This is a genomic window from Noviherbaspirillum phoenicis, assembly GCF_047237965.1.
Taxonomy (GTDB): Bacteria; Pseudomonadota; Gammaproteobacteria; order Burkholderiales; family Burkholderiaceae_D; genus Noviherbaspirillum_A.
On sequence record NZ_JBDFLX010000005.1, the window covers coordinates 60,178 to 73,863 of the forward strand.

8 protein-coding genes are annotated in these 13,686 nt (G+C 65.2%); 4 read left to right on the forward strand and 4 right to left on the reverse strand.

All coding sequences use genetic code 11. The features are described from left to right. Window positions 1-38: 38 nt before the first annotated feature. The 3 genes from ABC383_RS25865 to oxc all read right to left on the reverse strand — a co-directional run bounded on the left by ABC383_RS25865 (window position 39) and on the right by oxc (window position 7,537). Window positions 39-4,130 (reverse strand): PAS domain S-box protein, encoded by a 4,092-nt coding sequence (locus ABC383_RS25865; RefSeq protein ID WP_413018586.1) that lies wholly within the window; start codon window positions 4,128-4,130, stop codon window positions 39-41. A 345-nt stretch (window positions 4,131-4,475) separates the two neighbouring features. Further along, window positions 4,476-5,744 carry a formyl-CoA transferase gene (frc, locus tag ABC383_RS25870; RefSeq protein WP_413018588.1) on the reverse strand — a complete coding sequence of 423 codons (1,269 nt, stop codon included), beginning with the start codon at window positions 5,742-5,744 and terminating at the stop codon, window positions 4,476-4,478. Between the two features lie 68 nt (window positions 5,745-5,812). Beyond that, entirely contained in the window at window positions 5,813-7,537 is a 1,725-nt protein-coding gene (gene oxc, locus ABC383_RS25875; protein WP_413019321.1) for an oxalyl-CoA decarboxylase, read from the reverse strand. A gap of 1,035 nt (window positions 7,538-8,572) precedes the next feature. On the opposite strand from oxc, the gene ABC383_RS25880 reads away from it, so the two are divergent. The 4 genes from ABC383_RS25880 (at window position 8,573) to ABC383_RS25895 (ending at window position 12,651) form a co-directional block, all read left to right on the forward strand. After that, window positions 8,573-9,598 (forward strand): Bug family tripartite tricarboxylate transporter substrate binding protein, encoded by a 1,026-nt coding sequence (locus ABC383_RS25880; protein ID WP_413018590.1) that lies wholly within the window; start codon window positions 8,573-8,575, stop codon window positions 9,596-9,598. A gap of 91 nt (window positions 9,599-9,689) precedes the next feature. Further along, complete coding sequence (locus tag ABC383_RS25885; RefSeq protein WP_413018592.1) at window positions 9,690-10,211, forward strand: tripartite tricarboxylate transporter TctB family protein; 522 nt, start codon at window positions 9,690-9,692, stop codon at window positions 10,209-10,211. A 63-nt stretch (window positions 10,212-10,274) separates the two neighbouring features. Next, complete coding sequence (locus tag ABC383_RS25890; protein ID WP_413018594.1) at window positions 10,275-11,804, forward strand: tripartite tricarboxylate transporter permease; 1,530 nt, start codon at window positions 10,275-10,277, stop codon at window positions 11,802-11,804. A 13-nt stretch (window positions 11,805-11,817) separates the two neighbouring features. Next, on the forward strand, window positions 11,818-12,651 hold the full coding sequence (locus ABC383_RS25895; protein WP_413018596.1) for a cytidylate kinase family protein: 834 nt from the start codon (window positions 11,818-11,820) through the stop codon (window positions 12,649-12,651). Window positions 12,652-12,784: 133 nt separating this feature from the next. Here ABC383_RS25895 and ABC383_RS25900 read toward each other — a convergent pair whose 3' ends face one another. Further along, a complete protein-coding gene (locus tag ABC383_RS25900) occupies window positions 12,785-13,660 on the reverse strand; it encodes a LysR family transcriptional regulator (protein ID WP_413018597.1) in 876 nt (291 codons plus the stop codon). Window positions 13,661-13,686 lie beyond the last annotated feature (26 nt).

Below are 13,686 nucleotides of genomic sequence, written 5' to 3' on the forward strand. Positions count from 1 at the left end.
GCACCGTGCGCGATGCATGGTGCCGGTGAGGTCCCGGTTCAGGTGAGAACATCCCCATACCCGGCGCCGCCCGCGCCGCGCGCCAGCCGGCGCGCTTCCAGCCGCGACACCACCTGTCGCGCCAGGAACTGCAGCATCTCTAGCTGGCCGCGCTGCAGGCTGCGCGCCTGGCTGTCGAGCACGCACAGCGTGCCCAGCGCATGGCCGTCCGACGTCACCAGCGGCGCGCCGGCGTAGAAACGGATGTTGGGCTCGCCGGTAACCAGCGGATTGTCGGCGAAGCGCGCGTCGACACTGGCGTCGTTGACCAGCATGACCTGCTGCGGCGACTGGATCGCATGCGCACAGAACGCATGCTCGCGCGGCGTCTGCTGCAACTGCGTGCCGACGCGCGATTTGAACCACTGGCGGTCGTTGTCCAGCAGCGAAATCAGCGCGATCGGTGCATCGCAGAAGCTGGCCGCCAGCCGGGTCAGTTCGTCGTACGCTTCTTCCTCGTCGCTGTCGAGCACCTGCATGGCATCCAGTTGCGCCTGGCGCAGCAGCTCCGGCTTGGTGGCCTGTTCCGGCGCATGCCATTCCGGCGCGGCCGGCCCCGCCTGTCGTGTTGGCGTGCTGGCGCCGGCGATTGCTTCCTCCAGCGTCGAGGCCAGTTCTTCCAGCGCATAGGGCTTGGGCAGCAGGGTAAAGCCGTGGTCCGGGTTCATCGCAAGCACGTAGCTGTAACCGCTGGAAAGCACGAAGGGCAGGGCGGGATAGCGCCGGCGCACCTCCTTGCCCAGGTCGATGCCGTTCATGCCGGCCATCACCACGTCGGAAAACACCGCGGCAAAGCGCGCGGCATCCCGCTCCAGTTCCGCCAGCGCCTGCTCGGCGCTGGCCACCACCTGCGGCACATAGCCCAGTTCTTCCACGGTCCGCTCGACCGACAGCGCCACGTCGGGATTGTCCTCGACGATCAGGATGCGGCCACCCGGTCCTTTCGCAATGGCGCTGTCCGCGTCCGGCATGTCGGGCTGCTGCGCAGGCTGTACCGCGCGCGGCAGGTAGAGCGTGAATACGGTACCGGCGCCGACCTCGCTTTCCACCAGGATCTCGCCGCCCGACTGCTTGGCGAAGCCGAACACCTGCGACAGGCCGAGGCCGGTGCCCTGGCCGGTGCCTTTGGTGGTGAAGAAGGGCTCGAAGATCTGCGTCAGAAACTGCGGCGGGATGCCCACGCCGGTGTCGGCAATGGACACCGCTACGAATTCCCCCGCGACCGGCGGGTTGCCGCGCACGGCCGGAATGCCCGACACGCGCGACACCGTCAGCGCCAGCCGGCCGCTGCCGTCCATCGCATCCCGGGCATTGACCGCCAGGTTGACGATGGCGGTATCGAACTGGTTCGGATCGGCATGCACCAGGCAGTCGTCGGCATCGAGCCGCACGTCCCTGGCGATGCGCGCGCCGGTGATGCTGCCGACCATCTCGCTGACCATTTCCATGTTGTGCCTGACATCGAACACCACCGGCTGCAGCGCCTGGCGCCGCGCGAAGGCGAGCAGCTGGCCGGTGAGCTTGGTGGCGCGGGTGATCGCGTCGGAAATGGCGGTCATGTAGCGCCGCCGGCGCTCGTCGGTCAGCTGCACCAGCCGCAGCAGGTCGATCGAGCTGCGCATGATGGCCAGCAGGTTGTTGAAGTCATGCGCCACGCCGCCGGTCAGCTGACCGATCGCTTCCAGTTTCTGCGACTGGCGCAGCGCGTCCTCGGCGCTGCGCTCGCGGGTGATGTCGCGCGCCACCGCGTGGATCATGCCTCCGTCGGGCACTGCGGTCCAGCTCAGAAGCAGATAGCCGCCGTTGCGGTGGCGATAGCGGTTTTCGAAGGCAAGCGTCTTGACGCCGGTGCTCAGCTTGCCGACCTCGGCCGCGGTGCTGGCAAGGTCGTCGGGATGCAGGAAGTCGCCCAGCACCCGGCCGATCATTTCCTGTTCCGACCAGCCAAGCTGGCGGGTGGTGGCGGGGTTGACCGCGGAAATGACGCCCTGGAAATCGCAGATCAGCATCAGCTCCTGCGACAGGCTCCAGATCCGGTTGCGCTCGCGCGTGTTCTGCGCTTCGAGCAGCTTGCGTTCATGGATATCGGTGTTGGCGCCGATCCAGAGATTGACCGCGCCATCGGCGCCGCGCAGCGGCGATGCCCGCACCAGATGCCACAGGTACTGGCCATCGGCGCGCAGGATCCGGTATTCCGTTTCGTACGGCACGCCGAGCGCCACGGATTGCTGCCACAGCGCCGCCGCGGCCGCCCTGTCCTCGGGATGCACGGTCGCGGTCCAGCCGTCGCCGTCCAGCGCGCCCGCGGCGGCGCCGCTGTATTCATAGACCTGGTCGTTGAACCAGGTCAGCTTGCCATCGGGCGCAGCGGTCCAGACGTGGTTGGGCATGGCCTGCGCCAGCAGGCGAAACTGGGCCGCGCTTTCCTGGACCGCCTGCTCGGCGTCCTTGCGGTCGGTGATGTCCTGCACCACCCCCACCAGGCGGCTGGTGCGGCCGGCCTCGTCCCACTCGAATTCTGCCTTGCCGGCGATCCAGCGCAGGGCGCCGTCGCTTGCGCGGCGGATGCGGTATTCGGCATTCATCGGCACCGGCTGGCCACGCCGCATCGATGCCGCCGAAGGCACGGCCGCGTCTTCCTGCAGCACCAGCGCCTCGAGCGCCGCCACCGGCATCTGCTCGTGGTCCGGCAGGCCGAAAATCCGGTGAAAGCCGCTGGTGCCCAGCAGCATGCCGCTCGCCAGGTCCACCGTGAAGGTGCCGACGCCGCCCACGGCCTGCGCCTTCTCCAGCCGCTGCCGCGACTCGCGCAGCGCATGCGCCGCCTGATGCTGCTCGGTGCGGTCGCGCAGCACCTTGACGAAACCGATGGGCACGCCCCGTTCATCGCGGATCGGCGTCATTTCGCCGGAAGCCCAGAAACGCTCTCCCGACTTGCGCACATGCCAGCGCTCGTCATTGCCTGCGCCCTGGGCCAGCGCGCAGCGCATTTCGGTGCGCAGGCGGCCGTTGGCCCGGTCTTCCGGCGTGAAGAAGCAGGAACCTTCCTGCCCCAGCATCTCGCTTTCCGTCCAGCCCAGCACCCGGCACGCGCCTTCGTTCCAGCGCGTGACGCGGCCTTCCAGGTCGAAGGCCACGATGGCGTAGTCGATCGCGCTGTCGAGGATCTGGCGGTTCCTGGCATCGGACTCCTTCTTGGCCGCGGCCGCCGTCTCGCGGTCGGTGACGTCGACGCCTTCGACGAAGATGCTGGTCACGGCGCCGGCCGCATCCTTCAGCGGCTGGTAGACGAAGTCGAGGAAGCGCTCGGTGACGGAGCCGTCCGGTCCGGACTGCAACGTGTAGCGCACCCCGGTTCCCGCAACCGCTTCGCCGCTCGAAAAAACCTGGTCGAGCAGGTCGAGATACCCTTGTTCCCTGGCTTCCGGCAGGGCTTCGGCCACGGTCTTGCCCAGCACGTCGCGATGGCCGACCAGCCTGGCGTAGCCGGGGTTCATGCGTTCTATCCTGTGCTCCGGGCCGCGCAGGATGGCCATGAAGGTCGGCGCCTGCTCGAACAGCGCGACGAACTGCTCGCGCTCCTGCTCCAGCGCCTGGCTCATCAGCACCAGTTCGGTCTTTTCGATCACCACCGCCAGCGTGCCGGCCACGTTGCCGTCGTCGTCGAACACGGGCGAGTAGTCCAGGTCGAACCAGGAGCGGCGCTGCACGCCGTCGCGCTCCAGAAGGAAGGAAATGTCGCGGTAACTCAGCGACTGGCCTTGCTGCACGCTGCGCAGCACGTTCAGGTTGAAGTCGGCCGCTTCCGGCCAGACATCGGCCGTCCTGCTTCCGAGCGCTCCCGGATGCTTGTCACCGAGCACCCGGGCGTAGCCGTCGTTGTAGAGCAGGGCGCCCGCCTCGCCCCACAGCAGCGCCATCGGCGTGGGCGAGCGGGTCAGCATCGACACGGCCAGCCGCAGATGGCCTGGCCACGCATTGATCGGGCCGAGTGAAGTTGCCGACCAGTCATGGGCCAGTATCGCCAGGGCGCCGGGCGAGTCGCCAAGCGATCTGGCAAAGGAGGAAGTGGCCGAATGACTGGTGCGCATGGAGTAGACAGGAACGTTGAAAGGGGCGTGCGTGACCGCGCTGGCGGACGTCGTTTCAGTGCGGTCAGGTGTGCCGCATGGCAGGCGTGTCGCCGGTTTCGGGCAATGGCACCCCGGTACCGTCGAGTATCTTACCTTGCACGGGAGAATGCGGCATGCGCCGCGACAATGCCCCGCGTCGGACGGGATGAGGATCAGGCGCGGGACATTGTTGGAAGGAAAGCGAGGTGGGCGCGCTCCGTGTCGCCCGCGTCGGGCCGGGTTGGCGCGCGTCCAAAAAGCAAAAAAACGTCCGGCCCCTTGTCGGAAGCCGGACGCGATTCCGGAATTAAGCCAGGAAGCTGCTTAGACCGCCTTGGCCTCGTGCATCGCGGCGATCTGCTGCGAGCTGTAGCCCAGCTCTTCCAGCACTTCGTCGGTATGCTGGCCCAGCAGCGGCGAGGCCGTCACTTCCGGCTTCAGGTCGGAGAACTTGATCGGGCTGCCGATGGTGTAGTACGAGCCGCGCACCGGATGCTGCACTTCCACGATCGAGCCCGACTTGCGCAGCGACTCGTCCACCAGCAGTTCCTTCATCGACAGCACCGGCGCGCACGGAATGTCGAACTTGCGGAACACGTTCACCGCCTCGAACTTGGTCTTGTCCTTGATGAAGTCCTCGATCGTGGCAAAGATCTCGTCGATGTGCGGCTGGCGTGCCTTCGGCGTGGTGTAGGCCGGGTCGGTCTTCCATTCCGGCTTGCCCAGCGCGTCGCAGATCGGCTCCCACGCATGGCCCTGCACCGTGAAGTAGATGTACGCGTTCGGGTCGGTCTCCCAGCCCTTGCACTTCAGGATCCAACCCGGCTGGCCACCGCCGCCGGCATTGCCGCCACGCGGCGTGACCTTGTCGGCAAACGCTTCCATCTCGTGCGGATACTGCGGATACTCTTCCAGATAACCCACCCGCTCCAGGCGCTGCTGGTCGCGCATCTTCACCCGGCACAGGTTCAGCACCGCATCCTGCATCGACACCGCCACCTTCTGGCCCTTGCCCGTCTTCTGGCGGCCGATGTAGGCCGTCAGGATGCCGATGGCCAGGTGCATGCCGGTGTTGGAGTCGCCCAGCGCCGCCGCCGAGATGGTCGGCTCGGAGTTCTCGCCCTTCCACCAGCCGGTGGTCGAGGCCGCGCCGCCGGCGCACTGCGCCACGTTCTCGTAGACCTTCAGGTCTTCATAGTGGTGGCCCTCGGAGAAGCCCTTGACCGAGGCCAGGATCATCTTCGGGTTCAGCTCCTGGATGCGTTCCCAGGTAAAGCCCATGCGGTCCAGCGCGCCGGGGCCGAAGTTCTCCACCATCACGTCGGACTCGCGGATCAGCTTCTCCAGCACTTCCTTGCCTTCCTGCTTCTTGGTGTCCAGCGTCAGCGAGCGCTTGTTGGAGTTGAGCATCGTGAAGTACAGCGCGTCGGCATCGGGGATGTCGCGCAGCTGGCTGCGGGTGACGTCGCCGGCGCCCGGACGCTCGACCTTGATCACGTCGGCGCCAAACCAGGCCAGCATCTGGGTGCAGGCCGGGCCGGCCTGGACGTGGGTGAAGTCGATTATCTTGAGGCCTTGCAGTGGTTTGTCCATGTGTCTTTCTCCTTGTTGGTCTCGGTTGTTCCCGGATGTTCTCGGATGTTCTTCGATACGTTGCGTGCTTACTTCTTCTTGGCCGCGCTCTGCGGGTTCAGGTGCGTGATGCGCCCGCTCTCGGTGCCGGCCTTTTCATCGATGACCACGTTGATCAGCGTGGGCCGGCCTGAGCTGATGCCCTGCGCCAGCGCCGCCGACAGTTCCTCGGGCGTGTTCACGGTGGAACCCTCGCCGCCGAAGGCCTGCATCAGCATGTCGTAGCGCGCGCCCTTGACGAATACCGTCGGTGCCGGATCGGCGCCGCCGGTGGGGTTGACGTCGCAGCCCTTGTAGACGCCGTTGTTGTTGAAGATCACCACCGTCACCGGCAGGTTGTAGCGGCAGATGGTCTCGACTTCCATGCCCGAGAAGCCAAAGGCCGAATCGCCTTCCAGCGCCACCACCGGCTGGCCGCTGGTGACGGCCGCGCCGATCGCATAGCCCATGCCGATGCCCATCACGCCCCAGGTGCCGGAGTCCAGGCGCTTGCGCGGCACGGACATGTCGATCACGCTGCGCGCCAGGTCCAGCGTGTTGGCGCCTTCATTGACGAGATAGACCTCGGGCTTGTCCTTCAGCACATCGCGCATGGCCGACAGCGCGGTCATGAAGTTCATCGGCGCGGACTTGGCCGACAGGGTCTTGGCCATCTTGGCGATGTTGGCGTCGCGCTTCTCGGCAATGGCGCCGGTCCAGCCGGCATCGGGCTTGTCGAAGCCGGTCTGGTCGATGGCGGCCAGCAGCGCCGAGACGGTGGAGCCGATGTCGCCGGCCAGGGGCGCGTCGATGGGCACGTTGGAATCCATTTCCTGTGCCGAGATATCGATCTGCACGAAGGTCTTCTGGGCCCAGTCCTTGTGGTCCTTGCCGCCCCAGGTCGGGCCCTTGCCATGCGAGAGCAGCCAGTTCAGGCGCGCGCCGATGAGCATCACGCAGTCGGCTTCCTTCAGCGCATAGGAGCGGGCGGCGATGGCGGCCTGCGGATGGTTGTCGGGCAGCAGGCCCTTGGCCATGGACATGGCGAGGTAAGGGATGCCGGTGCGCTCGACGAAGGCGCGGATGTCGGCGTCGGCCTGGGCGTAGGCTGCGCCCTTGCCGAGCATGATGACCGGGCGCTTGGCCTTCTTGAGCACGTCGAGCGCGCGGGCGATGGCGTCGGGCGCGGGGATCTGGGCCGGCGACGGGTCGACGACTTTCACGATGGAGCGCTGGGCGGCGGCGGCTTCCATGGCCTGGCCGAGCAGCTTGGCGGGCACGTCGAGATAGACGCCGCCGGGGCGGCCGGAGACGGCGGCGCGGATGGCGCGCGCCACGCCGATGCCGATGTCCTCGATATGGTTGATGCGGTAGGAAGCCTTGACATAGGGCTTGGCGGCATTGAGCTGGTCGAGCTCTTCATAGTCGCCCTGCGCCAGGTCGACGATCTCGCGCTCGGAGGAGCCGGAGATCATGATCATGGGGAAGCAGTTGACGGTGGCATTGGCCAGCGCGACCAGGCCGTTCAGGAAGCCCGGGGCCGAAACGGTCATGGCGATGCCGGGCTTCTTGGTGAGGTAGCCGGCGATGGCGGCGGCGTTGACGGCGTTGGCTTCATGGCGGAAGCCGATGAAGCGGAAGCCCTCGGCCTGCGCCAGGCGGGCCAGGTCGGTGATGGGGATGCCGACCAGGCCGTAGATGGTCTCGACGTCATTGGCTTTCAATGCGTCGAGCAGTACGTGGAAGCCGTCGGTCTGTTCTGCAACGGCTTCCATCGGCTCCTGATCCTGCGTGGCCAGCAAGGTGGTCTCGTCGGTCTCGGTCTTTTTCAGTACTGAAGACATGCGTTCTCCTCTGTATGGTTTTATGCGTGTCGCTCGCCATGAACGGACATGGCCAGGCAGCTTGTCTGCCGACCCGCGCCGCAGGGTGCCCCGGGGTCAGGTTGCGGCCATCATAGCGATGGCCCGGCTTTTTTCTCATTGACCAGGGTCAAGTTTGAGAACATGAGTTTTTGCCCGGGATTTGGACAGGGCAAGCGCGTGAGAACGTCGGAAAAAAGGAAAAGAGCCCGCAGGCAAAGGCTGAAATGAGATCGGCGCTTCCACCCCCTGAAATCAGGCCGCCGCTGGCGCGCATTAAATTTGCGGAATTTTGGAAACTTAACCGCGATCAAGGAGAAAGCGGAAGCGTTCTCTGAAAATCGGTGCCAAGTTACCAGAAGCCATCAGGCACACCATCGGCATTCCACGATACGGGCACGCATCCTTGCCACGCCCTCCTGTGGAAGCCGGCCAAGCGGGAAGGGCGGCTTGCAGGCGGCATCATGCCGCCATCACCGCCTCGCATTGAACGAGGAGACCAAGTTCATGAATCAGCCCGGTAACACCATCGCCATAGCGATCGCCATCTGTTCGCTCCGCATGCCATCGCCTTCGCCGCGACTTGGCCCGCATACACCCTTCACCTGACGAACCGGGCCGGCCGCGCCAGATAGCGCGCTCGGGATCAGCATCCGCAGCCGGCAGGCAGGATGGATAGGCTGCATCACGGCCAGGCGCCAGGCGCAGACCGTACTGACGAAACAGCCTGATCAGGCAGTGCCTGCGCTTTCCCTGCAAGCCGGCCACATGGCGGGAAGATTTGAAAAATTGACGCCGGTCAATTGAATTTCAAGCAAAGTTGTCCAGTATTTTTGTACCCATCCATGAACCGGAAAGATATCCGGACAAGGCCGGTAGCTTCTCAAGCGGCAAATGGCAATGCCAGCACCCTGCTGGTTAAACAATATAACTACGACGGAGACTGAAATGGGTAAGACATTGCAATCAAAGGTCATCAGCGGTTCTGTGAAATTTGCCGGCTGCGCGCTGGCAGTGGCGGCCGCATTCGCGAGCGCGCCCGCGGCGGCATGGGAGCCGACCAAGCCGGTGGAGTTCGTGGTCCCGGCCGGCACCGGCGGCGGCGCCGACCAGATGGCGCGCCTGATACAGGGCATCATCGTGAAGAACAAGCTGATGAAGCAGCCCATGATCGTGGTGAACAAGTCAGGCGGCGCCGGCGCCGAAGGCTTCCTCGAGATCAAGGGGGCCAAGGGCGATCCGCACAAGATCGTCATCACGCTGTCCAACCTCTTCACCACGCCGATGGCGACCGGCGTTCCCTTCAGCTGGCACGACATGACGCCGCTGTCCATGCTGGCGCTGGACCAGTTCGTGCTGTGGGTGAATGCCGATTCGCCCTACAAGACATCGAAGGATTTTGCCGCTGGCGTGAAGGCAGCCGGCCCCAACAAGACCAAGATGGGCGGCACCGGCTCCAAGCAGGAAGACCAGATCCTGACCGTGGGCCTGGGCAAGGCCATCGGCACCAAGTTCATCTACGTGCCGTTCAAGGGCGGCGGCGAAGTGGCGGTGCAGCTGGTGGGCGGCCATATCGATTCCACCGTCAACAACCCGATCGAGGCCGTTGCGCAATGGCGCGCCGGCAAGCTGCGTCCGCTCTGCGTGTTCGACGAGAAGCGCATGGACTACAAGGAAAAGGTGACCGATACCCAGTCGTGGGCCGATATCCCGACCTGCAAGGAAGGCGGCATCCCCACCAGCTACACCATGTTGCGCGGCATCTTCATGCCGCCGGGCGTGACCAAGGAGCAGACCGAGTTCTATCTCGACCTGCTGAAGAAGGTGCGCGAGACGCCCGACTGGAAGGACTACATGGAGAAGGGCGCCTTCAACCAAACCGTCATGACCGGCCCCGAGTTTACCAAGTGGCTCGAAAAGACCGAGACCATGCACCGCGACCTGATGAAGGAAGCAGGCTTCCTGGTGCAGTAACGGGGCTCGCGGACGCGGGAAAGGCGCTTGGGCCTGCCCGCGTCCTGCCGCATCCGGTTTCGCCGTCCAAACACTTTATCGGGGCATACACATGGAGCAAATCAAGGAAGCCGACGAGGGGGCTCGCACAGGCGTTCCCACTTATGTAGTTGAAGCCGTCGTCGCCGGGCTGGTGCTGATCGCCGGCCTGGTCGTCATTTTCGGCAGCCGCAAGCTGGGCTCGGGCTGGACCTCGGACGGTCCCGGCGCCGGCTATTTCCCTTTCTACATCGGGCTGATCACGGCCATCTCGGGTCTGGGCGTGCTGTACCAGGCCCTCATGGGCAAGAACCGCAACACCGAGATCTTCGTCGATGGCGAGCAGTTCAAGCGCGTGATGTCGGTGCTGATTCCGGCCGCCGTGTATGTGCTGGCCATACAGGTGATCGGCATCTATGTCGCCTCCGCGATCTATATCGCGCTGTTCATGGTCATCCTCGGCAAGTATTCCTGGGTGCGCAGCGTGATCCTGGCGCTGGCCGTGGCGATCCTGTTCTTCTGCCTGTTCGAGGTGTGGTTCAAGGTACCCCTGTTCAAGGGGATGTACGATCCGCTGAGTTTCCTCGGCTACTGATCCCCACAGGCGCGGCGCGGCCTGCATGGCGCGCCCGTGAAACGGAATTAAAGGAGTTTTGTTATGGAAGAAATCAGCGCGCTGTTCCATGGCTTCGCGGTCGTTCTGACACCGATGAATACGGTCCTGATGTTCGTGGGGATCATTCTGGGTGTGCTGATCGGCGTGTTGCCCGGGCTGGGAGGCGCCAATGGCGTGGCGATCCTGCTGCCCCTGACCTTCAGCATGTCCCCCACCACCGCCATCATCATGCTCTCCTGTATCTATTGGGGCGCACTGTTCGGCGGCGCAATCACTTCGGTGCTGTTCAACATCCCCGGCGAGCCGTGGTCGGTGGCAACCACCTTCGACGGCTATCCGATGGCGCAGAAGGGGCGGGCCGGCGAAGCGCTGGCCGGCGCCTTCACCTCGTCCTTCGTCGGCGCCTTCGTCGCCGTGGTGATGATCACCTTCCTGGCCCCGCTGGTGGCCAAGTTCGCGTTGAAATTCGGTCCGCCGGAATTCTTCGCCGTCTACCTGCTGACCTTCTGCAGCTTCGTCGGCATGGGCAAGGGATCGCCGTTCAAGATCCTGGCATCGATGGCGCTTGGCTTCGCGCTGGCTTCGGTCGGCATGGATACCGTGACCGGGCAGCTGCGCCTGACCTTTGGCTGGGCTGAGCTGATGCGCGGCTTCGACTTCCTGATCGCCGTGATCGGCCTGTTCGGCATCGGCGAGATCCTGCTGTCGATGGAAGAAGGCCTGGCCTTCTCCGGCAAGTCGGCCAAGATCAGCCCCAAGGTCGTGCTCGAAACCTGGAAGCAGCTGCCCAGGTTCTTCATGACCTATATCCGCAGCTCGCTGATCGGCATCTGGATGGGCATCACCCCGGGCGGCGCCACGCCGGCATCGTTCATGAGCTATGGCATTGCCAAGAAGACCTCCAAGAACGGCGCGAAGTTTGGCACCGGCGAACTCGAAGGCGTGGTTGCGCCCGAAACCGCCGCGCATGCGGCCGGCACCAGCGCGCTGCTGCCGATGCTGGCGCTGGGCATTCCCGGCTCGCCTACCGCCGCCGTGCTGCTGGGCGGCCTGCTGATCTGGGGCCTGCAGCCTGGTCCGCTGCTGTTCGTCGAGCAGAAGGACTTCGTGTGGGGCCTGATCGCCAGCATGTATCTCGGTAACCTCGTTGGCCTGATCGTGGTGCTGACCACCGTGCCGCTGTTTGCGTCCATCCTGCGCATCCCGTTCTCGATCATTGCGCCCATCATCATCGTGATCTGCGCCATCGGCGCCTACACGGTGCATAACGCGATGCTCGATATCTGGTTCATGCTGCTGTTCGGCGTGATCGGCTACGTGTTCAAGAAGCTCGACTATCCGCTGGCGCCGCTGGTGCTGGCGCTGGTGCTGGGCGACAAGGCCGAGGATGCGTTCAGGCAGGCGATGCTTGTGTCGCAGGGCGAGCTGTCCATCATGTGGTCCAACTTCCTGGTGGGCGGCATCACCCTGCTGGCAATGATCCTGCTGTTCTGGCCGCTGATCTCCCTGGTGCTGCGGAAGATCCGTCCGGAGCCGGTCAACACGCTAGCTGCGCAGCAGCCGGTCGACTGAACAGGAGGCTGCCATGCCTGTGATCGCAATCACGCAGGAAATGGGGTCGCTGGCCAAGGATGTCGGCATGCAGCTGGCCGACTCCCTGAAGCTCGACACCATGCGCCATGAAGTGGTGGAGCGCCTTTCGGAAAAGATGAACATGCCGAAAAGCGTGATCCGCCGTCTTCGCGAAGGCAAGGCCGGCATCGTCGAACGCCTCACCGCCGACCGGCAGAAGATCGCGGTCTATTCGGCCGAGGAGGTGTTCGAGCTGGCCAACCGGGGCAACATCGTGCTGCGCGGCTGGGGCGCCACCTGCATGCTGCGGCCGGTGCCGCATGTGGTGGGCGTGCGCATCACGCGCTCGTTCGAGAAGCGGGTGGATTGGCTGATGGAAAACCTCGGCACCGACGACCGCGGCTTCGCCGAGGATGAAATCCGCCGCAGCGACGAAGCCCATGCCGCGCGCATGCACCAGCAGTTCGGCGTGACCTGGGGCGATCCGCTGCTGTACGACCTGGTGCTCAACACCGACCGGGTCTCGGTGGCCAGTTGCGTGGAACTGATCACGCAGCTGACCCGCCGTCCGGAGTTCCAGGAAACCGAGGCATCCCGCGCGATGCTGGCCGACATGACCCTGACGGCGCGCATCCGTGCCGCCTTCAAGGACAACGAAGCCACCCGCGACACGAAGGTGACCATCGAGTCGCATGGCGGGCAGGTCAGCCTGCAGGGGATCGTGATCAGCGATGCCGAACGCGGTGCGGCGCAGCAGGTGGCGGCGGCGGTGCAGGGCGTGACCGGGGTCGACAATCAACTGCGGGTAATGTCGACGTCGAGGCGGTTCACTTCGGCGAAGTATTAGCATTCTGCGATGCGGTTGGTGTCTGGCGCCTGGCTGAAGCAGTTCAGCCAGGCGTTTTCATTTCTGGACATCGTGGTGTCTTTCAGGGTTCATGCGGGACTGGCCGCACTGGTGAAGGCGTCCGGCGCCACCCTCAACCAGGCCCGGCCGGCCGCGCCGCCTGCTCGAGCAGCGCATTGACCAGCCGCAGCCGGGCCGAGGCCTTGTACCACAACAGGCCCAGCCTTCTCACGCAGGACGCATCGGCGATCGGCAGCTTCTTCAGCGACAGGCCTTCCGGCCACGGCGGCGGCCAGTCCGGCACCAGCGCCACGCCCAGGCCCCGGTCCACCAGCAGCGCAATGGCCGACAGCGAGGTCAGTTCGAAGCGCACCGTGGGCAGGATGTCATGGGCGCGCAGGTAGCGGTCGGCGATCCGGCCGCCATAGGTGTTGCGGTCATAGCGAATGTAGGGCGCCTCGCGCAGCAGCGCATGGGCATCCTCGCCCGCCATCGAGCGCGGCGCCAGCACCACCAGCGGCTCCTCCCGCAGCACCCGCCAGCCGCAGGTCTTGGCCAGGCCGCAGTCCGGCTCGACGATGAGGGCCGCGTCCAGCACGCCGGACTGCACCTGCGAGAGCAGGAAGTCGGAAGTGCCGGGCACCATGTGCACCGTCAGGCGCGGATAGCTGCGCGCCAGCGCCGCCAGGATGTCGGGCAGCATGCCGTTTAGTGCAGTGGCGACCGCGCCCAGCCGCAATTCCCCGGCCGTGCCGGTATCGACCGCATGCGCCTTCAGGTCGCGCACTTCCATCAGCAGGCCGCGGCCGCGCTCGACCATGCGGGCGCCGGCCTCGGTCGGCCGCACCGTGCGGCCCGAGCGCATCAGCAGCGCCGTGCCCAGTTCCCGCTCCAGCGCCTGGATGCGCTGGGTGATCGCCGCCGGCGTCAGGTTCAGGCGCCGCGCCGCCTCGGCGATCGAACCCTGTTCCACCACCGCGACCAGGCTTTCCAGAAATCGGGTATCCATGAAGACAATAGGAAAACTATCTTTTG